Source organism: Pelagicoccus albus, from assembly GCF_014230145.1.
Classification (GTDB): Bacteria; Verrucomicrobiota; Verrucomicrobiia; order Opitutales; family Opitutaceae; genus Pelagicoccus; species Pelagicoccus albus.
On the sequence record NZ_JACHVC010000012.1, the window covers coordinates 720,485 to 741,817 of the forward strand.

Genomic DNA, 21,333 nt, shown 5'->3' on the forward strand with positions numbered 1-21,333 from the left:
TCAAGCTCCTCTACTTGGTGAAGCGTCCATACGCTTTGGCAATTTGGCCAGGGGCCACCTTGCCATAAGCCTGCTTCATTCTAGGAGGCAATGAACTTTTCAAGAGAAGGCGTTCATTTTCGCGGTCAATCATCATGAGCTTCATTATCTTAGCTCTACATTCCCTTACCAAGGGCTCGAGTCCACGAGGAATCGGGTCTCCCGATTCGTTGATTCGTTTGAGCAATTGCAGCCCTTTATCCAAGACTCCCACAAAGGACTTTTTCCGTTCGAGAAACTCCTCGGAGGGCGGAGCAGCTGTAGTCCTCATGATCTGGCCTTCCTCAATGAAGAGATCGTGCAAGTCTGAACATAGACGAATATGTTCGCGTAAGATCGCCTCGGTCTTTTCTGGATCCATAAGTTAAATTGGGAAACACGTTCGAGCTACTGCGCCTTGAGCAACTGCAGACGAGCTACAAGATCGTCCTCCCAATTCAAGTGTTCAAGTCTCCATTTCGCCATTTGATGAAGCGATCGTAGATTTTCGCTCATATCAGAAACCACGACTTCGCCACTCTCAGGCTCTATAATTTCCTCATAGGCAAGTTTCGCCTTCTCTGGAAGTCCAAGGCGTTCAAAGCAAAGGCCAATCTGATGAATAGCCGGCCAACGCCAAGAAGGATCATCGCTGTAACGAGCCAAGGCCTGATAGATGGTCAAAGCGCTCCGGAAATCTCCATTTTCATAAAACTCATTGGCCAACTCATTACCAGTGCGCCGTTTCCAATAGGCAGCATCTTCTGAATACTCCCCTGCGGTGGTAGACTGAGCCTGCAGGATGCTAACCACCTCGCGAAGCGCCTCAGGTTTCCGATTTAAGCGTTCGTAAGAATTCGCCAAAAGATAGCGAAGCTCTGGATTGTGAGGACTTTCCGGATACTCTTCTAAAAAAAGCTTTAGCTGCGAAACAGCCCGCTGGTAGTTGGCAAGCTCGTACAACAGATAGCACATCCTGTAGTGCACCTTTAGACGTTGAACTGGTTTCAACTCTAAGCGAAACAGAGCTTCGTAGAGCCGGTAGGATTCTTGATACTCCTCTCTCTCTTTGTGAGTTTCAGCAATCGCCAATTTCGCCTTCAACGATACCTGACGATATTTTTCCAGCTGGTCGAAGGAAACATTCAAAGAAGAGTTCAGAACCTTGTAGTAACGAGAAATCGCCAATTCCTGGGCTCCCATTTTCCGGTAGATATCCCCCAGTTCCATATAGACTTCCGGCAAACGGCGACTATCGGGAAACTCCGTGGCAAGCCGCTCATAGATCGCGGCAGATTTAGGGAACATGCCGCTCTCCTCATAGAGCTCTGCCATCTTGGATAATACTGTTTCTTTTTCCGGAACCTCCACTGGTACTCCAAGGGCCGCGGCAAAATAGCTTTCCGCAAACTCTATGTCTCCGCCCTTCCATTCGATGATGGCAGCATCATAATACTGCATTACCTGTTCCGAAGCCAATTCAGGATCGAGCTCCTTCTTAGGCTGAACAATCACGATACGATCAGGGTGCGCCCCCTCCTCACCGTGATCTTTGGCGGCATCGGCACTCGCCCCATGCCCCCCCTCAGAAGAGGAGCTTGAAGAGGCTGCCCCCAACGAAGGCCAGAAAAGCGAGGCAGCGACGATAAAACATAAAGCTGATTTTTTCATTACTTCTTCTTCAGGGTAGCCGAGCTTTTTATTGTCGTGTTTTGGGCCGGAGTCGCTGGGGAAAACGGAACTACTGCACCCGCGGAACCGGTATTCGAGTCGGTCTCGAAGTAGATAAGCACCTCTTCAGGTCGCAAGACAGTGGAACGTTGCTCCTCGATATCGAACTGCTCCACCAACTCCTCTTTCTGGAACCGACTCGCGTCGATCTTGCCCGAAACGATCTTGTGAGGCTCTAGCTCGATGATGATTTCCGACAGCATAGCTGGATCGTTCATCGCATCTTCGGGCAAAGCCGTTTCCACTAGATAAGGCAGATACTCGCTCGAAATCATATTGAACTCAGGCAAAGCAGGCGAAATCTGTTGTTCCTTCTCCGGATCGAGATCGGAAAACCGTAAGGCCGGCGGAGCGTCCATGGTCAGGTAACCATTCCGCAAACTCGGCGCTTTTTCGCGTTTACCGATCAGAATCAATCCATTGACAGATTTCATGATTCGTTCCCCAAGCCCTGGACCTGTCTCCTTCTGCGCAGATCCTACCTTAAAGGGCTCTAGCTCTACCGGCGACGTTTCGTCTGAATAATCGGACTCATCGCCACCATAATCGTAATCGTTATCCGATTCCGAAAGGTAAGAATCATCATCCAAAGCCTCTTCAGATGCAGCCACATCAACAGTCTCAGATTCTTGAGACAAGCCAGCTTCATCCTCGACCCAGCCACGCGACCGAGCCCGGATGTGCCCCAACTCCAGCGAAGCCGCTCCCAATTCCGCTAGCGTGGCAGATAAAAGGAATACAGAAAGAATGCGATTTGAAGTAAGCATAAGGCTAAAGTGAATGGAGTTCAGAGGCAAACGAAGCATATGACCCACTATTTTGTATCGGAGTCTGGCGACCCTATCTTGAATTGACCGGCTCATTCGAAACCCTCCGGAAGACCTTTGGGTTTAAATCCCTGCGAGGCTCGATAGGTATCCAGCAAATCCTGCTCCGTGTGCACGTCCAATGGCCCCGCCCTGACATCGTCGAAGATACTACGCATCGCGGACGGAATCTTGAACGGATCCTCATAGTTGGCCAAACGCTCGACCGACTGGGCCCACACCGCAAACGGCTTGGATAAAGCCTCCCCGTCCCGAGCCGCCAGTTCCACCGCACGATCGATCACCGCCGGATCGCACATCGGGAAGTTGATATTGAAATTCACATGCACATCGCAGTGGTGATGCTCCACGATATGCTGAAAAACCGGTACGGAAGGGACGTCGTCTCCCGCTAGCTCAGCAGGACGCCTCAAGACCGTGGCCCCAAAATCCAAAGCCACCCGAGCAATCAATTCGCTCTCCGTAGAGACCACGATTTCATCCACCAGTTTGGCTTGCCGTAAGATCTCTACCCCCAAGCCCACCAAAGGCTTCCCTGCGAATGGCAACAGGTTCTTGTAGGCCAGCCTCTTGCTGCCCAAGCGAGCGATTATTGATCCAACGACGTACATAGATAAAAAATGTGAACACTAGGCATTTTTTTCCTCACAAAGCATGAGGAGCGTGAACCTACTGAACATAGAAAACTAATAGAACCACACAGCATACAAGAGGCCAATAAAACTTAGACCTCATTTATTCATTGATATTCAATTAGTTAAAAATACAACATTGAACATTCAACATCAGGGTAGGCAGTTCTTTCAACGTGACTAGATTCGACGAGAAACAAGCCATCTTTTACAAATCAGTGTTGATATAATTCGAATTTCAAACTCCCTAGCTCGAAAAGGTGCACGCTTCCAAAAATACGATCCGATTTTCGACCATCAACGATGCCAATGCCAGCACCTGTGCGAGAGAGGGTTAACGGACCAAGAGAACAGGATGAAATGATTAGACTTGTACTTTTTGGAGCTGGCATGACCGCTCCTGCTTTCATCGAAGCAGCACGGAAACGCGGCGATGTAATCGCTGTAGCGGATAACGATAGCAGCAAGTGGAACCAAATGATCCACGGCATTCCCATAACCCCCCCTACGGAGATACCCAAACTAGAGCCAGACGAGGTCATAATCTCATCGACCGCCACCTACCCGATCTACCAACAACTGCTTGAAATGGGGATCGATGAAAATCGCATAAAAGCTCCATTGCTCAGCCTTCAAAATCGGAAGAAATGGGCAGATCTTTCAGGAGCTCACAAAGGCAAACGGCTATTTATTGTTGGCAACGGTCCCAGCCTTACAACCGCAGACCTAGACCGTCTACACCAACAAAAAGAGCTAGCATTCGCCTTCAACAAGATCTACCTGACATTCTCTGACACCCAATTCCGTCCGAGCTACTACCTCGTGGACGACAATCTGGTTGCCCAACACAACACTGAAGAAATCCACGCCCTTTCAGGTTTCCCAAAGTTCTTCCCCGACTACCTCTTGCCTGTTCTCGGAGAACCAGATTCGGAAAGCGCACTTTTCTACTACGACGTCCCCAAGCCCGACCAGTATCAGCCGCGTTTTTCCTTCGATCCCTTCCTAATTCACTCCGGCTTCACCTGCACCTACTCGGCCCTGCAGATCGCCATGCAGATGGGCTTCGATACAATCATCTTCATCGGCCTCGACTTTTCCTTCATCCTCCCAGAACGCACGGACGGGGAGGTTTTCACCAACGAGAAAGAGATAAACCATTTCTCACCAAACTACCGCAAACCGGGAGAAACCTGGAATCGACCCTACCTCGAACAAACTCGAGAGGCCTACCTTTTTGCCAAGCGCATTGCGGAAGAAAGAGGCGTCCGCATCCTCAACGCCAGCCGAAGCACTCAGCTCGACGTTTTCCCCAGGGTGGACTTCGATTCACTCTTCGTATAGGAATGAAACTCGGTATCGGCATACCAAACTACAACCGCAGCGGCGACGTCTGTTCGACGGTCAAAGCCGCTCTCAATCAGACTCGCTCCGCAGACGAGCTCATCGTACTCGACAACGCCTCCACCGACAACTCGATAGACCGACTGCAAAGCGAATTCGGCAAGCGGATCGATTTGATCGCCAGTCCAACAAACGGAGGTAGTTCCGGCGGCTTCTCCCAACTATCCAGCGAACTCGTCCGCCGCTCCTGCGATATCATCGTGCTGTTGGATAGCGATTGCTTTCTTAAGCCTGACGCAGTCGAGCAGATGCTAAAGGTCCTGGAGACGGACCCTCGGGTCGGCATTTGCGGAGCCCGCATCATGCACGCTGACCGGCCTGAGATCATCCAAGAATGCGGGGCATATCTGGACTGGCAAACCGCCACTTTCCAACTCAATCGCAAGGATCAGCCGGTCACCAAAGACACAGAGCTGCCGCTGGTCGAATTCGTAGACTACGTGCCCGCCTGCGCCCTCGCAGCCCGGAAGGAAGTGTTCCAAGAAATCGGTCACTTCGACACCGAATTCTTCATCTACTTCGACGATATCGAATGGTGCCACAGAGCTGGGAAAAACGAATATAAAGTCGCCGTCGCCAACCGGGCAGAGGCTCATCACGTAGGAGGCGGCAAAGTGAAAACCAATCATTTTTCCACCTACTATTTCTGGAGAAATCGCTTCCGCTTCTACCCTGAGAACGCTCCCAACAGAAAAGCCCTCTTCGACTACCTCATCTCGAACGCGGCCAGAGCGATCGCTACCTCCGAAACGCTCGGACAATCAAACTCCGCGACCATCATTCGGGAAGCACTCCACGATGCCCTTAAAGGCACTTTCGGCCCTAAAGACTTCAACGGGATTTCGCTGGCCCTCGATCAACCAGCCAAATGCCTGCTGGCTGGTGAGATCGACGCAAAATGTCACGAAGTCGAACACATCTTCGATCCGACCACATTGCCCGACGATTCCGTTCTCGAAGACCCATTCGGAAAACAGATCCTCGCCGCCACCGCCAACTCTCTCAGAGATTCCTTTCTCAAAAATCTGCAGATAATCGAAAACGAGCTAAAAAGTCTTAACAGCTGATACTCAAATGCCCCTCGACATCTCAATCCTGATCCCAGCCAGAGACGCTTCTCAAACCATCGAAAGATGCGTCCGATCCCTGCTCGATCAAGATGCTCGGGAGATAATCCTAATCGACGACTTCTCTTCAGACAACACCGTCGAAATCGCCCAAAACGCCGCGGGCGGCAAGCTGCGGGTCGTCTCGCCAAATGAACACATCAACGTCCCTCACGCTCGCAATGCAGGCTTGGACGTGGTGCAAAGCAAATACGGCATCTGGTGCGACGCCGACGACTGCTTCCTTCCCGGCCGAGTCGCCCATCTATATCAACTCCTTGAAACCAGCGGAGCCCAGTTCGCCACCGATGGTCAGGAGCTGTACGATGGCGCCAGCGGAGAAAAACTCCGAGATCTCCCTATTCCCTCCTTCATACGCCGAGACCAAGACAAAGCCCGCCTCTTCGAACGCAACTACCTCCCAGGTATAGGGCACATCGCCTTCGACGTTTCGCTCGCCAGAAAAGTGGGATACGACAATCAGCAATTCGGCGGCGACGATAGCGATTTTCTCTTTCGTTACATTGCCGCAGGAGCAAAGATGGCCGTGTCGGAAAAAATAGGATACCGCATGTACGCCTACCCCGGAAGCGACTCGCGCAACATCGCCCGCCAAAAGAAAATGGTCGCAAGGGCTCTCAAGAAGCACGATTACTCATTCGTGGAAAAGCTGTACCGTAACGGCGGATACAGCGAAAGAGTTACCCACTGGGGCTTAGTCTCCATGGCTATTTTCCGTGAGGAGTACGATGCCGCCTTCGATTTTTTACAATCAGCCTTCCCCCCAACCTCATCTCTCTCGGAAACACTGGAACCACAGGGCCCCTACGCCGTTCCAGAAGGGTGGCGCTACCGTTTCACACTCGGCACATTGGCATTGCTATGCAACAATGCGGAGCTAGCAATCAAACCTTTAGAGGACAGCCTTGAAATACTGCGCTCAGCGGACACCCTTAACAACCTCGGGGTGGCCTACGCCCAATTGGGACAAAAAGATAAGTCCCTCTCAATACTGAAAGAGTCTTTGTCGTTATTCCCTGGATACTTGGATGCGAAAATCAATCACTCTTGCAACAGCGAGCCGCAAATAACTTCGCACCCACTACGACTGCAGCCAAGTCGCTCTGACTACTAAGCCACCCCGGCAATCCTTAACTAAAGCTAGCACCTTTCAGGCGAAGAAATCGATAGTCTCCTATGGTGAACACAAAATTAGCACTACTACTCGAAAACCATTCCGTTCACCAAGGATGGATCGATAAATTCCAACAGAGTGGACCATCAAGATCCGATGAAATCTCCAAGTTGGAAACAGCTGTACTCCATGCCTACAAAAACGACCCCTCACTTCGAAATGGGCTGTCTCGCTTAGCATTCTACCTGTTGTACAAAGGGCAAAGGCAAGAAGCTCTCAGATTATTCGCAGAAGACGCTAAAGGAGGACGACAAACCTGGCTACTGAAGTTGCGATACGCCGAGTGCCTGGGAGCAGAGGGCAACGCAGATCACGCCCTAAGCATAGTGCGGCAGGCCTACCAAGAATCGGAACAAGCCAGAGACGGTCGCGCGCGATGTGCTTGGCGACTCTTCTGGCCCACAGGCAATTGTTTGGAACTGATCCAATGGATCAAGGAAGATGATGAGGAAGGGCGCTTGAGTGCAGATTGGCGACTCAAGCTCGCTCAAGTCCAGTCCTCTTTGGGAAACAAAGAAACGGCTGAGACTGAAGTTCAAAAAGCATACCTAGAGAATCCTAGCCTTACGGACGGATACGCAAACTGCGCATGGGAGCTTTTCAAAAAGACGGGCGAGACAGAAACGCCAATCAAATGGATGGAGCATGATCGAAAAACCAAGCGGATAACTTCAGACCCCCTTCTGAATCTTGCCGAGCTCTATGCTACCGTAGGTAACCTCTCAACGGCTGACCAACTTGTCGAACAAGCCTATAACTCCTCTCCAAAGCTGCGCGATGGATACTCGAGATGCTATTGGCGTGCCTTCTGGGGCCAAGGGCGTTACCAAGAGTGTATCATTGGACTCGCTCGTGATGTAGAGGAAAACCGAATCTCCCTGCCTTGGCTATTGAACTTGGCCGAGGCCCACGCACGAGCGGGTGACATAGAGCAAGCTAAACTCCAGGTAAAAAGAGCTTACCAAGCAGATCCGACTCTCAAGGACGGCTTCACTAAAAGTGCCTGGATCTATTACCACCCAAGGGGAGAGTTCGAAGACCTTGCCCTGCTATGCGGGCAAGACTTCGAAACAGGCAGGACCTCTCCCGCCAAAGCTTTAGACTATGCGACCGCCCTTCTTCTGGCCGGAGAACAAGAAAAGGCCTATTCCATTGTCGAGAACAGCTACCTGAGGGACGATAGCTTAAAGGACTGGTTCACCTCCTTGGCAGATCACGCTTTAACATATCATCCCACACTCGTTACTAGCTTGTATGAAAAAGACTATGAAAGAAGCCGCATAAGCCAACGCGGATTGAAACGCTTTATAAACCATCTAGTCACGACCGAACAAAAAAACTACGTATTCAACCTCGCAGATAAAATAGCAGATGAAGTCGATTTCGACCCATACGCTGAAATAGCGATCTCAAGCTACGCACTGGAAGGAAAACTACCTCATTCGATTGGCGCTAAACTCCTGAAGAAAACGAAATCCGCGGAATACGAGTTCCTCCAAAACATGATAGCGTTCGCTGCCAACAAGCCTCTTTCTTCAAACAAATCAAACGATCACCAAGACGAGGCTTTTTTCAGAGCATTCCAAAAGCAACTAGATTGCTCCTTTGCAAAACCCCAATGAGAGCTCCACAACGACTTCTAGTTTGCGCAAACGGAAACGATGGCCAAATGCTCCAGCTTAAAGCCTTCTATGAAACCCTGCGCTCCGAGAGAAAGGGAAACTTTAAAGGAGATATATGTATCCTATCCACCAGTCTAACCAAACCTGTTCAGGATTTCCTTTCAAGAGACGGCATTAAATATCATATCGATCCGATCGAATTTCTTTTTTCATCGTCTCTCGCAAAAAAGATCGGACTTTTCGAACACGTAAGAAATGTCGTTAACACCGCCTTCCAGAGTACCTGTCACCATTTAAGTCCGTATTCAGATATCGCTGCACAGCGATGCAAAGAGGTCGCAGCCATTTCACTTTTCTCCCGTGCAATCGCAAATAGAGAGCATACACGTATTTGGCAGGTGACCGGTAAAGCCCTATTCGAAACCTACCGGAACAAACACTTTAGCAAACTAGGAATCCTTAGTCTGTTTGATTCAATTCGTAATGACTACGACAAAATACTGCTTTGCGATGGAGACATGATATTTCAACGCCCTGTATCCGAACTATTTGAATTGGTAAATGACGATAGAGCGTACGTAGGAGACGAAATAAACAGCATTACACCTGGAACTGGGATCTATAGAAGCAACCGTCTAGCTGCGAGACTACACCCTAAAAAGCTTAGCAAAGACCTCTCCATGGGTCCGAACGCCCATGAGCTGAACGTAGGAGTAATACTCTCCAGAACGAATCGAATGGAGCAGCTCATGAATGAATGGAAGAGCATAATGTTCGAAAATGGGATAGAGGATTTATTTTATGCACATCCTTCAGATTTCTGGCACGAGCAGGATTATATGCGCCTCCTGCGTGACATGAACCCTGAAAAATTCTGTAACCTCCCCACCACATCGCTCATGCACCTTTGCAATCAGGGAAACACCGTACTCCGTGAAGAGAACGGATTATTCAAAATGAAATCGAATGAGGTGTTGCCCACAATTGTTCACTTCCCTGGGGCTTCGTGGAAAAACTACCACAACATTAAAAGCTACTATATGAAATCAATCCTCACATCATTGAACGGCTTAGGCATATACAAATAGGTTTATACCAATATTTTTCATTCGGATTTAGTACAAATCTTAAAATTCGACTGCCATTCAAAAACCAGGAAGCCCTTTTCTTATCAAACAAAGGGCATAAAATAGCCACTCAAGTCCTGTAGAGCCGCCGCACCAAAGCCATAATAATTGCAAAAGAGACCACAAACACGACATGCCATACTTCACAGGAATCTGGGAACATCTAGAAAGCAATCAAACTGCTCTTTCCGAGTTTAGCAGAACATTCGGAAACTTTACCCTGCACGATCTTGGTGCGGCGGGAGGTTGCCCTCCTCCATATTGCTACGCAACCAACTGCATCAAACTCGTCAATTTTGAGCCAGTTCCCAATGCATCGGTCTCAGCATTCGGTACCAGCATAGAGACAGCTATTGGTCCATCTGAACTAAACCGTCTTTACATAAACAAAAGACCTACCACTTCATCACTACTTCGCCCCTGCAAGCGAGTTACCGACAGATACACCTTCCTCCCTATTTTCGGAAAGGACGACGATATATTCGAGACTGTCGAAGAGATCCCTATCCAAACCACTCCGCTCGATGAGGCCATCTCCCGTTTCAATATTCCACCCCCTCAAAGCCTGAAGATCGACGTGCAGGGCCTCACATACGAGGTTCTAGAAGGAGCAAGCAAGACACTGGAAGATCATACCATTTGTATTGGAGCGGAAGTCGAGTTTATCGAATCCTATACTGACCAAAAGAGCTTTGGCGCTGTCCACGAACTCCTCCGCAGTCAGGATTTTGAACTTTTCAAACAAGATAATCTAAACAAATGGTACTACCGCAAAAACCTACCTGGAAAGATCCAGAACGGACAACACGCATTCTGTGATTTCCTCTATTTTAGGAGTATTGACACGATAGGGGTATCAAAATTCTGGAACGAGACCAATGCCCGTCTTTGCCTTGGCCTTCTTCTTTTGCACGATCTAGTCGATTCAGCCGATGCATACTATAAGCGGTTTACCGACAATAGCATACTCCACCCGTCCTCTGAGATAGAAGCGATCATATCCGAGTGGAGAAGCGCCCTTAGTTTTTTCTATCATGACCCGTTCGAAAAGCTAGTAGACCAAAGCGGAAAGCAATATAGCTTAACCGAACTAAGTGGGAAAAAAATTGGAATCTACGGAGCAGGGAGCTACGGAACTTGGATAGAGCAGCGCCTTAAGGAAGCAACAATCCAACCAATATGTTTCATCGATCAAAACCACCAGAAGCTAGTGGAAAGCAAATCTCTTTTTGTAGTATCGCCAGAGGACAGGCCATTAATGAGCTCTCTCGATACCATCGTGATCTGCTCAATCGGTTCCGTCGAACCTATCCGTGCCCATATAGACCAGCTAAATCTTCCGAATAAACCAACCGTTCTATCCGTATTTCAGCAATAGATTTTAATAAGGATAAGATCGTCCCAATGTCTCCACACCAGCTTGCTCATACAGAGGTGGAACAAGGAAAAAACCGAGCTTATGGTAAGGGTGCCCCACACACTCAGTTGTTCATGCGTCACGAATCTTCAGCAAAGACGTTAAGGCATTCCCTGACCATGTGAGGTCACTAGATTCGATTTCGAAACCAGCCACTTCAATCATACTTCGCAAAGCGTTTTCAGTAGGCAACCACCACCAAGGGCCGGATTTTGACAAATCATAGGGCACCTTATCAATTATCCCGCGAGCGACATCGATTCCTACATCCTCCTGCCAGTACACTTTAAGCACATCACGCTCCTCATCACGCAAGGAGGGAACGAAAACAACACCAGATGGTGGCACCTGGAAAGTGCCTTTTCGGTTTTCAACCCGTTCCTGAGATATGACAGACGTTAATACGAGATACTCCCCCGTCATTTCTCGAAGCTTCGACAGCATTAGCATCGGGTCAGGGTGGTGGTAAAGCACGCCGGAACAGTGAACGATATCACTCTTCACAACAGAGCAATCAAAACCCGGACTTCCGATGTCAGCGCTTATACACTTATAGTCCTGAACGCCGAACGACGACATCCGGTTTTGAAATTTCACCCAATGAGGATCGTCTTCGGCCAAGATATCGACCATCTTAATTGACACAGCCCCATTCCGACTGGCAACCGAACATTTCTCATTCACCACTCCCCACAATCCTCCAACTTCTGTAAAGGACCGACCAGAAACAACTTGGGCAATATATTCATCCCTTAGACTTAACTCTCTCATATATCGATAACTTGATAAATTTTATAAGGCTGGCCAAAACCCAATAATCGACCTAAACGACAAAAACACTTAAGCTTACGGTAGCCAATCACTCCATTGTGTGCCCTTAAGCGTTTCGTAAAATTCGCCCTTTAAAGGATGTTCGCTCCTTGGATTCCAAGGCTTGTCGGACGCAGCGTAATGAATTATCCAAGGTTCATTCCGAGCGAGTTCAAAATCTACTTCGTCGAAAGGACTATGACGCCAACTGGGGTAACGATAGATGTGCGGAATCTGATTCCAACGCAAATCGAGCTCCCCCCATTGGTTATATAATACGGCATTCAAACCATCCTGATCCCAAAACTGAATTCGCTCGTTGTAGTTTCTCAAGTAACTTAAGACCCTTTCAGCGATCCGCTCCTTTCTCCACATCTTTAAGTTTATGAACAGCAGTCCCGCGTTAAAGTACTTACAAGTTGGAGATATGGACAATTCACGATAAGTGTTCAGAGGAACATCAAGGGATAGGAACGGCCGACACATCTCATAATTTTCCAATCCCTCGCTAGCGTTCATAACAGGCACAGTCATATCTTGTACCGCACATAGCGCATAATCCCCCAGCGGAGTATCCCATAGAACTGATAGGTCTTTTCGTACAACCATGTCGCAGTCGAGATAGATAACTCGCTCAACTCTCTCCGGCAGCATTCGAGGCAATAGGATCCGAAAATAAGTCAAAAGATTGACATGACCCGAAACCCTCAACCCGGAGATGTCAGACAATTCAGGAGACAACCAATTAACGTCGACTCGATGTGCCTCCCACGAACTCAATACCTTTTTCTTATTCTCAGGGCTAACACCTCCGTCCAAGACAAATAGTTCGATTTTCTCAGAACAACTTAGCGTATCCAGAATCGATCGAACCATGACCGCAAGCGGCATTGCGAACGAATTGTCACAGGCACAGGCAACGTTTATTCCCATCTCTCGGTTCCTCAGTCGACGCGAAATGCTTGCTCTATGGCATTATCTCCGTCCCCCTCTACACCCTCTCGAGCATAGCTTCTGTAGACTTTAGATAAGGTCTTTTTCAATTCACGGACCCCAAGCGACTGAATCCTTGGATTCCTAGAACGAGACAGCACCCCCATATACAATTCAATCTTTGAATACATTCTCTCCAGTGAACTCGCTTGGCTCTTAGCAGTCGCCGAGGCCGCGTGATAGCGATACTCGGTCATGATCTCAGGCAAATAGACAAATTTTCCTTTTTCACTCAACAACACCCAGAGAATCCAGTCTTCTACCTGAAACAGCTGATCCATACCCAATGCAATTCCATCAATTGCGCTTCTTCTAATCATAACACTGGAATTACAAATGTGATTAGATATCATAAACCCCGTGTCTTTACTGTGATCATATAAACGTATCGCATTGCCCAAATCGAAATGAACATCCAATATCTTCGGGTAAGCTTTTGTTTCGGACACGATTTCAATGTTAGTATGACAAAGACTTACTTCTGGGTATCGCTCAAACATCCGAACCTGCTTCGCTAGTTTTTCCTTTTTGAACAAGTCATCAGCGTCAAGAAATGCCACGTAATCTCCGTTCGCTCTCGATATCCCCAAAGCTCGCGAATAACTCACACCCCTATTACACCCACCTTCATGACGGTGGAGGTGAACATTCTTCATAGTCGAAAACCTACTGACTATATCAGCGGTAGCATCCTCAGAACCATCGTCCACAACAAGCAGTTCCCAATTGTCATAACTTTGCTCGAACACTGATTGAATAGCGCTTTCCACAAAATTTGCAGCATTATATGCTGGCATGATAATACTTACCAAAGGCCTATTACTCATCAAACAACGAATCAAAATTTACCAGATCCAGTTCCGAGAGCTCCGTCTTCCTAGAAGCGTTGAATAATCCCCCTCCTCCACTTCTGAAAATTCTAGCGGCCGCACGAAACGCACAAGCCTGCAAATCCAATCTAGGCATAGACCAAGTCTCGCCCGGAGAACGATAGTCTGGATGAAAATGATTAACCTCGTCGGTCGAAACTAGGGCGTTTCTGTACTCCGACACCTTAAAGCGTTCATCTACCACACGCTCCTTAGGCACCGAGAAGGAAAAATCGACGCCGATTAAATAAATCTCTCTTACCCCCATGTGCCAAGCCAGTTGCAGTTGGTGGTAAATAACAGAGTAACCTCCATGTATCGGGTACACTGCGTCTCTCGAAAACCTAGGCACAGCACTATTCAAGTCATCACTCGTCAGATCAGCGAGGTAGGCATTGAAACCACTTTCTCGATACCAAAGCGTGTTCTCGTTCGCGAAAGCGAACGAGCTAACCGATGTTGGCAACAACATAGGCAAATCAAGTTCCCGAATCCGATCTGCATTGTTCGCAGCCACCAGTTGATCCACCACCGAATAATAGCTAGGCCGCCAGGCTGTATCATCAAAAGCTAGATATATTTTATTAGATGCAAAAGTTATTTCCCCCTTCAACCGGTCTAAGTCCTCGCAGCTTAAACTTGGCCCATTTCCAACGATGAAAGCTCGTCGCCCTTGATGGCAATTTCTTAGAGTACCCCAAGAATCAAGCGGAGCTTGGCCCTGACTCCCAACCTTAGCTCCCTTAATCGTACTTCGATCGAAGATTTTCCCATTTACGCCAATGCCAAGGATCGGGCAACACAAACCAATTGATAAAATAGCATCATCAACATTCTCATAACCGAATCCCGTATTGTTATAATACGGTATAATAACAAAATCGTATTCGTTCCCCCGAACCGCCGCTTTCGTAATATCCGTAATTGATTCCCGCCCCATCATCCCGGGCGAAATAGTAATCACTTGAGAAACGCCAGAACTCAGATCCAAATCAAAACCTTCCTGCAAAAGCAGATCTATAGTCACCCCCAAACCAGAACCTTGTTTACGCAGCGTAGAAACAAGCTCCTTGATCCGACCGGGCGGAGCTGAACGAACTAACAGTATTCGATCTCCTCTTCTCAAGTTGAGGTGAGGAACCTTGGAAGGAGTCGGGGCGACTTTGAGCTGAAATTCAAATTCGTTTCTGCGATAAAATTCGTTTAACTCCGGAAGTCCCAATTGTTCCAGAAACAGCCTCCTATCGAGCTCTCCATTTTCAAAATTTTGATTGCGATCATGCACTCTAAAAGCTCCAAGACACTCATCCACTCCTGAAATCCTGCCATAACAGACGGCCGCTCCCTTTAAATAAGCTTCAGCCATAGTTTGAAAACAACTCGGTATCTTCCCGATCTTCTTAAGCACCTTAGCCGAGTATGTGGACGCACTGGATGCTGCCTGACAAAGCACTGATAGATCATGGTTACCTTGCTTAAAGCGGTGAAAAACGTCTCCAACTACAAACGATTCAGAGAACCTGTCATCGCCAATAGTTCCCCCTCTCATTAGCGATAAGTTGTGCTCGAATGCGACGTAGACCCCAAGGTCGCCAAAAGAACTGACTACCATTTCTAACTTGTTCCGAAACCAAACATCGTCTCCATCCAAAAAAGAAACCACCTCTCCGTCGACCAACTCAATGGCTGCATTCCAAGCGCTTGCTTGACCTTTGTTTTCCCGAAACCTGATTGTCCTTATTTTTTCCGGGTTACTTCTCGCCAATTTCTCTACGATGATATCGGTACCGTCCGAGGAAGCATCATCCACCAAGATAACCTCGAAGTTACGGTAAGTCTGACAAAGAACAGATTCTACGCACTCCTCAAGATACTCGGCTTGATTATATGTAGTAATTACAACGGAAACTTTCATTATTTTACGATAACCCCAACATAGGAAATATACCCTCGCAACCCCTAACATCTGCCTAGACTCGCCTGCGCAGAAGCCTTCTGAGACGAAGCGAGTCCCATCCTTCCAGAAAAACAAAGCCTCGCCCACGGTATCCAAACCACTCTGCATTTATCGAGCGACAAACCCTCCTCACATTATTTCGATCACCATGGTTCACGCACGTGTAGAGCACCAGATCGTACCTCTCTCTCTCGAGCTCGGTTATAACCCTTTTAGGCAAACTGCGTAGATCAAGATTCCCACTAGCTGGGAACTCAATAACGCGATCTGCGTAATCCTTATTCCGATACACTTCGGGAGAAGCGTCTGAAATGAGCCAATCTATTTGAGAATCAGGAAGGATTCCACGTATTTCAGCCAAAGCAGCCTCGTTTCGGTCACTCCTTACGACAAGCGTACGTTTTGGCATAATCAATTTTACAACCTCATCCATCGGATAAATTCGACGCAAACTATAGTAGTCGGATTTCACGACGGTCTGTGTCAGCTTTAGCTGAAGCCAACGAAAAGGACCTCGACCACCCTTTTCCAAATGGCGCAAATCGAAGAAGAGGGGAATTGCCTTGGCCCGATAATACGAGTTCAAGCTTGGGATGAGTTGATTTTGAACGTAATGATCCAAGTGATACACGCCACTTCCTAGTACAGCATTTTGGCCATGACTACGATAACATCCCAAGTTCCTCAAGGTCGATGATATCTCGCCATGACAAAATGCTGTTCTAGTCAAAAATCCATCCGCGCAAACGCGGAAACTGACCGGAATAGGAAAGACTTTTTCCAAGCAATCTCGCGTGAACGACAGACCCGTAGTTGGAGTAAATTCAGGCAGACGTAGCTCTTTCCGGCTAATTATCCGATAACGGCCAAAACAATCACCCTGCTCCAAACTGTCACGATAAGAGCGACCAAGACTGTTGATTCCATCATGCAATTCGAGATTGTGCTGAAACATACAACAAGCCCTGTTGGCAGACACGTGCCGAACCCACTCCAATTTCTCTGGATACCACCAATCATCGCTATCAAGAAAACTAACAACAGTCCCGGATGCGTGGCGAAAAGCAGTATTGAAAGCCTCCGCTTGCCCCCCGTTCTCTCGCAATAGGATCTTTATCCTATCTGGAGCCAACGCTTCGATTTCTAGAAGTTCCTCCCTCGAACCGTCTGTAGATCCGTCGTCTACGATGATCCACTCAAAGTCACGATCCGTTTGCTCTAATACTGATTCTGCCACCTTCCTTAAGAAGGGTCGGTAATTATAATTGGCTGTGATTATCGAGTGAAACGGCATACAGAAGATCGCTTATGTTTCTGAATACACTTGATCCATTACCTTCATCAATTTCAACGCATCATTAGAGTTTCCTTCCACCACTGGTACGTCTTGCTCCACGCAATCGAGAAACTGGTTTATCTCCGACATCCAAGAGACGTCGGTATGATAGATGATATGCTCCTCGTGGGCGAATCCACCCTGAGCGTTCGGATTGTTGCGCTTGATCGCCAGGTCCTCGTCGCCGTAAACCCCAGACGAAGTCTTGAGCCCGTTCAGAACCAAGGCCCCTCCCTCTAGAAAGATCTCCAGAGAAAAGAGGTAGCGCCATTGAGTCATGGTGGAGTGCAAGGAGGCGCAAACTCCGGACTGCAAATTCTTAAAGATGGCAAAGACGTTGTCTTCGATGCCCTCGATTTTCCAATACAGATTGGAAACCAAAGCATGCACTTCGTCGAAACCTCCGCAGAAATGCAGGAACAGATCCAACATATGGATACCTTGGTCGAGCATAATACCCGCCCCGGCGAGCTCCGGCTTCGCTCTCCAAGTATCGAAATAGGCTTCATCCACCTCTTTGCCATAACGCCCACGCATCCAGAGCAGTTTGCCAAATTCGCCCGACTCGATCAGAGTCTTCATTTTCTGGATACTGGGATGATGGCGGTGATTGAAGCCATACATCAGCTTTAGATTCGGATTCGCCGCTTCCACCTCTCGAACAGATTCCACGTCCGCCGCATTGAAGCCCGGTGGCTTTTCGGCAAACACGTGTTTTCCCGCCGCAAGGGCTTCCTTGACCAGCGTCGGAATGCGAAAGTTCGGTGTACAGATAAAGACCGCGTCGATCTTCGGATCGGTTATGATCTCGCCTTCCGAGCTCGCGACCTCGCAAGGAGCATCGTCTATCGGGGCACTATCAAATACGGAAACCACCTCCGCTCGTCGCGAATCCTTAAGGGCCTTCGCCCGGATTCGCCCCATTTTTCCAAAACCGATAATTCCTACTTTTAGCATTTTCTAAATTGTTTTCGCGAAGCGGCGAAAGTCGTCCGCCAAACCGGCGGTGAAATCTTCACAATTGCTGGCCACGTGCGGCGTCATAAAAAAGCGGTCTGGATGGAACGCAGCCAGGCGGCCTTCGTAAGGCTCCTTCCAAAAGACGTCGAAGGCTGCCCGCAAGCGCCCGCTCTGGATTTCGCTGAAAAGCGCCTCCTCGTCCACGATGGGACCTCGGGCCGTATTCACCAACGCAGCACCATCTTTCATCTTCCCGAGCAGATCCGGGCCAAACCAGGATCGATTCTCATCAGTCAAGGGAATATGCAGGCTTACCACATCCGCTTCCGCCAACAAGTCCTCCAGCGAGCTATCATTCTGTACCGCGATGTCGTACGAGCTCACGCTCACCGTTGGTAATAGTTTTTTCACTACACGGCTTCCGATGTTTCCGGTACCGATAACCAATACCTTTCGACGCGACGAAGCGACGCGTGGAGCTTTTTTCCAAGGTGAAATCGTACCCACATCGCTGAACAGCATGCGAAATATCAGCGAGGTCGCGAAGGACGCGGTTTCTTCGTAAATGATCGACGCAGTGCTTTCGCTGGGCAGGCAAACCCGAATGCCCCTTCTCTCGCATTCTTCAAAGGGAACGTTGTCCGTGCCCACTCCACATTTGAAGAGCCCCTTCAAGCGCGGCATGTCCTCCAGCGGGATCGGCTTGCTGCCGATGATGGCGAGCTCCGCCTCCTTCAGTTCTACACAGGAGGAGCACTCCTCAAGCAGACGATCCAAAGTCGCCGTGTTTTTCCAAAGCTTCATGCTAATGATCTGTTCCTTTCTCCGGCCCGTACTTGATATCGATAAACTTATCCAGCCAAACGTGAAGCAAGGCCTGATGAGCGGACTCCGTGATTCCGTAGGTCTCCGCCGGCACATAGAAATTCATGTCGCCCAACGTGCGGGCCTTGTTGTCGGGGCTCATTCCCGTAAAGCTGAAGACTTCCATCCCCTTGGAACGGGCCACTTCGATCGACTTCAGAATGTTCGGCGAATTTCCCGACGAGCTGATCACCACAAGCAAGTCTCCACTTTTCGCATACCAGCTAAGCGGAGCGCTAAAGGCCTGCTCGTAGCCAAGATCGTTTCCCATGGCGGTCAGCAAAGCCGAATCGCTAAAGGAGAATGTGGGAACGCCCCCTGCCTTGGTCCAATCGAGGGCCATGTGATTGGCAAAGGCTGCACTCGCCCCGTTTCCGCAGAGAAACATGTTTCGACCCATGTCACGAATCGTGGCCGCCCGGCGACAAAGCAGCTCGAAGCCTTGTTCGACTTCGATCACCTGCCCAGACCGGGCAGTCACCTCCAACTCCTGCAAAGCCCGATTCAGTTCGGCACAAAAAGAGGCATAATAACGGGGCTCACTCATGGGAAACGGATAGCGCTAGCAGGCGTTCATGACAAGCGGGTAAAGAGCCTCCGCGATGGCGAGGTCTTCCTCGGTCTTAATCACGTGGGCTGCCAGTGGGTTGACCGGGTGCATAGCCACCCGGCCGCTGTAGGTGGCGCACTTTCCCGCGCGAGCGGCTTCCAAATAGGTCTCACGACACCAGGCTGTAATCGACCAGCAAATACGCTGCACCGGATCCAACTCTTGAGAGTTGGTTTTTTCCTTCAGGCTGAAGTTCACAGGCTCTCCGCGCAGGGCACACTCGATCTGAATGTTCTCAACGCTCAAAAGCGAATCCGCATCATTAGATTCCATACGCTGCACGAAGCTCTTGATATCCTTAACCGTCAGCAAAGGCGCGATGCTGTGAACTTGAAACAAGCTCTCGCAGGGGTGCGTCTCCAGAAACTCGGCCACGTATTGTTCGCTGGTCGCGGCATTGTTGCCGAGATGCTCGGGTCGCTGGTGAAAGCGAACCCCATTCGCCTCCGCGATCGGCCCGAAATCGGGATGCTCGGAATTTACCCAGATCTCATCGAAGCAGTCCGCTTCTTGGCATTTCTGAATAGCCCGAACAATCAAAGGCACCCCGAGAAGCTCTCTCAGGTTTTTCTTTTTCAGTCGCTGGCTGCCCATGCGGGCGGGGATCATCGCTATCTTCATCAATTCTCTTCCTCGTCGCTCACTTCAAAGCCGTCCTGCAGAAAACGCTTCGCCTTGGTCAATGCCGCCGCGATCACTTGGTGCATATCGAAATACTTGTATTGGCCGAGGCGCCCACCGAAGGTCACCGGCAGGCCAGCCTCCTTAGCCAGCAATTGATACCGACGGAGCGTATCCAGATTTTCCTGCGTACCGACCGGGTAATACCTCTCCATCCCTTCCTGCCACTCCTGGGAATACTCGCGGGTAATGAGCGTCTTATCTTTCGAATACGAAAGATCGAAATGCTTATGCTCTGCAATGCGCGTATAGGGCACCTGAGTTTCTCCGTAGTTGATCAAGGCGTTTCCCTGAAAATCCGGAGTATCCAGAATCTCACTCTCGAAGCGCAGGGATCGATACTCCAAGGTTCCTTCGGTGTAGTTGAAAAAGGCATCAATCGGCCCCGTAAAGACCACATGGTCGAAGCGTCGTATCCATTCGTCTCGATCCGCCAAAAAGTCCACCCCTAGCTCGACGTCGATCCCCTCAAGCATTCGCTCGAAGATCTTGGTATAGCCTTCCTCGGGGATGCCTTGGTAGCGATCGCGAAAGTAGTTGTCGTCAAAGTTGAAGCGGATGGGAAGCCGCTTGATGATGGACGCTGGAAGCTCCTTCGGATCCCGTCGCCACTGCTTCATGGTATAGCCCTTGATCAGCAGTTCGTAGATTTCGGGCCCCACTTGAGACAGACACCAGTCCTCCAAATTATTGGGAGAATCGCAAGGAATACGTACCTTTTCGATTGTCGCCTTGGCTTCTTCAGGCGTATTGACCCCGTAAACTTGATACAGGGTCATTAGGTTTATTGGAAGCGAGTACAGCTTTCCAGCACTCATTGACTTGGGACGATTTACAAAATTATTAAACTTGGTAAAACGGGTCAAGTATCTCCAAACCTCCTCAGAATTTGTATGGAAAATATGGGGACCGTAGACATGCTGATGGCAATCTGCCTCCTCGTTGTAGCGAGTAAAACAGTTTCCCCCGATTTGCTCGCGGCGTTCGATGAGCTTGCAAGAACACCCCGCGTCAGTGAGCTCACGAGCTAGGACCGAGCCGTAGAAGCCAGCTCCTACGATGAGAATACGCTTACTCATCAGAAAACAGGAGAAGGGTAGCAACAGGGCAAGGAAACCATGGACGAAAAGTGAAATCCTCCCATTCCTCTGTCAACTTGTTCCTAGCGATAGAG

Annotated in this window: 20 protein-coding genes and 1 pseudogene; 6 read left to right on the plus strand and 15 right to left on the minus strand. The window is 49.1% G+C overall.

Annotated features, from left to right (window positions below):
- Positions 1-10 precede the first annotated feature (10 nt).
- The 4 genes from H5P27_RS12785 to H5P27_RS12800 all read right to left on the minus strand — a co-directional run bounded on the left by H5P27_RS12785 (position 11) and on the right by H5P27_RS12800 (position 3,187).
- Positions 11-400 carry a hypothetical protein gene (locus H5P27_RS12785; RefSeq protein ID WP_185660790.1) on the minus strand — a complete coding sequence of 130 codons (390 nt, stop codon included), beginning with the start codon at positions 398-400 and terminating at the stop codon, positions 11-13.
- A gap of 26 nt (positions 401-426) precedes the next feature.
- Positions 427-1,689 carry a tetratricopeptide repeat protein gene (locus H5P27_RS12790; protein ID WP_185660791.1) on the minus strand — a complete coding sequence of 421 codons (1,263 nt, stop codon included), beginning with the start codon at positions 1,687-1,689 and terminating at the stop codon, positions 427-429.
- Entirely contained in the window at positions 1,689-2,516 is an 828-nt protein-coding gene (locus H5P27_RS12795; protein ID WP_185660792.1) for a hypothetical protein, read from the minus strand. The genes H5P27_RS12790 and H5P27_RS12795 overlap by 1 nt, the downstream gene beginning before the upstream one ends.
- A 92-nt stretch (positions 2,517-2,608) precedes the next feature.
- Entirely contained in the window at positions 2,609-3,187 is a 579-nt protein-coding gene (locus H5P27_RS12800; RefSeq protein ID WP_185660793.1) for a cytidylyltransferase domain-containing protein, read from the minus strand.
- Positions 3,188-3,568: 381 nt separating this feature from the next.
- Between H5P27_RS12800 and H5P27_RS12805 the strand changes: the two genes are divergently transcribed.
- The 6 genes from H5P27_RS12805 (at position 3,569) to H5P27_RS12830 (ending at position 11,040) form a co-directional block, all read left to right on the plus strand.
- Entirely contained in the window at positions 3,569-4,552 is a 984-nt protein-coding gene (locus H5P27_RS12805) for a 6-hydroxymethylpterin diphosphokinase MptE-like protein (protein WP_185660794.1), read from the plus strand.
- A gap of 2 nt (positions 4,553-4,554) precedes the next feature.
- Entirely contained in the window at positions 4,555-5,679 is a 1,125-nt protein-coding gene (locus H5P27_RS12810) for a glycosyltransferase family 2 protein (RefSeq protein ID WP_185660795.1), read from the plus strand.
- Between the two features lie 7 nt (positions 5,680-5,686).
- Entirely contained in the window at positions 5,687-6,853 is a 1,167-nt protein-coding gene (locus H5P27_RS12815) for a glycosyltransferase (RefSeq protein ID WP_185660796.1), read from the plus strand.
- 62 nt (positions 6,854-6,915) lie between these two features.
- The gene (locus H5P27_RS12820; RefSeq protein WP_185660797.1) at positions 6,916-8,535 is read left to right on the plus strand and encodes a tetratricopeptide repeat protein; all 1,620 of its coding nucleotides are present in this window, start codon (positions 6,916-6,918) and stop codon (positions 8,533-8,535) included.
- Between the two features lie 47 nt (positions 8,536-8,582).
- Entirely contained in the window at positions 8,583-9,623 is a 1,041-nt protein-coding gene (locus tag H5P27_RS12825) for a glycosyltransferase family protein (RefSeq protein WP_185660798.1), read from the plus strand.
- 172 nt (positions 9,624-9,795) lie between these two features.
- Positions 9,796-11,040: an FkbM family methyltransferase gene (locus H5P27_RS12830; RefSeq protein ID WP_185660799.1), complete on the plus strand. Its 1,245-nt coding sequence runs from the start codon at positions 9,796-9,798 to the stop codon at positions 11,038-11,040.
- Positions 11,041-11,151: 111 nt separating this feature from the next.
- Here H5P27_RS12830 and H5P27_RS12835 read toward each other — a convergent pair whose 3' ends face one another.
- The 11 genes and pseudogenes from H5P27_RS12835 to glf all read right to left on the minus strand — a co-directional run bounded on the left by H5P27_RS12835 (position 11,152) and on the right by glf (position 21,238).
- Positions 11,152-11,850: a class I SAM-dependent methyltransferase gene (locus H5P27_RS12835; protein WP_185660800.1), complete on the minus strand. Its 699-nt coding sequence runs from the start codon at positions 11,848-11,850 to the stop codon at positions 11,152-11,154.
- Between the two features lie 75 nt (positions 11,851-11,925).
- Entirely contained in the window at positions 11,926-12,822 is an 897-nt protein-coding gene (locus tag H5P27_RS12840; RefSeq protein WP_185660801.1) for a glycosyltransferase family 8 protein, read from the minus strand.
- Positions 12,823-12,833: 11 nt separating this feature from the next.
- Positions 12,834-13,709 carry a glycosyltransferase family 2 protein gene (locus H5P27_RS12845; protein ID WP_484555964.1) on the minus strand — a complete coding sequence of 292 codons (876 nt, stop codon included), beginning with the start codon at positions 13,707-13,709 and terminating at the stop codon, positions 12,834-12,836.
- Positions 13,702-15,117 carry a 6-hydroxymethylpterin diphosphokinase MptE-like protein gene (locus H5P27_RS12850; RefSeq protein WP_246462632.1) on the minus strand — a complete coding sequence of 472 codons (1,416 nt, stop codon included), beginning with the start codon at positions 15,115-15,117 and terminating at the stop codon, positions 13,702-13,704. The genes H5P27_RS12845 and H5P27_RS12850 overlap by 8 nt, the downstream gene beginning before the upstream one ends.
- 222 nt (positions 15,118-15,339) lie before the next feature.
- Positions 15,340-15,816: pseudogene (locus tag H5P27_RS20235) on the minus strand (glycosyltransferase family 2 protein); the annotation flags it as partial.
- Positions 15,722-17,002 carry a glycosyltransferase gene (locus H5P27_RS12855; RefSeq protein WP_185660804.1) on the minus strand — a complete coding sequence of 427 codons (1,281 nt, stop codon included), beginning with the start codon at positions 17,000-17,002 and terminating at the stop codon, positions 15,722-15,724. The gene H5P27_RS12855 and the pseudogene H5P27_RS20235, both read right to left, overlap by 95 nt.
- 12 nt (positions 17,003-17,014) lie before the next feature.
- Positions 17,015-18,001, minus strand: coding sequence for a Gfo/Idh/MocA family protein (locus tag H5P27_RS12860; RefSeq protein ID WP_185660805.1), 987 nt, complete (start codon positions 17,999-18,001; stop codon positions 17,015-17,017).
- A 3-nt stretch (positions 18,002-18,004) separates the two neighbouring features.
- Complete coding sequence (locus tag H5P27_RS12865) at positions 18,005-18,808, minus strand: NAD(P)-dependent oxidoreductase (RefSeq protein WP_185660806.1); 804 nt, start codon at positions 18,806-18,808, stop codon at positions 18,005-18,007.
- Position 18,809: 1 nt separating this feature from the next.
- The gene (locus tag H5P27_RS12870) at positions 18,810-19,415 is read right to left on the minus strand and encodes an SIS domain-containing protein (protein WP_185660807.1); all 606 of its coding nucleotides are present in this window, start codon (positions 19,413-19,415) and stop codon (positions 18,810-18,812) included.
- Positions 19,416-19,430: 15 nt separating this feature from the next.
- The gene (locus H5P27_RS12875; protein WP_185660808.1) at positions 19,431-20,099 is read right to left on the minus strand and encodes an acylneuraminate cytidylyltransferase family protein; all 669 of its coding nucleotides are present in this window, start codon (positions 20,097-20,099) and stop codon (positions 19,431-19,433) included.
- The gene (glf, locus tag H5P27_RS12880) at positions 20,099-21,238 is read right to left on the minus strand and encodes a UDP-galactopyranose mutase (RefSeq protein ID WP_185660809.1); all 1,140 of its coding nucleotides are present in this window, start codon (positions 21,236-21,238) and stop codon (positions 20,099-20,101) included. Before glf ends, H5P27_RS12875 begins: the two co-directional genes overlap by 1 nt.
- Positions 21,239-21,333: the final 95 nt, after the last annotated feature.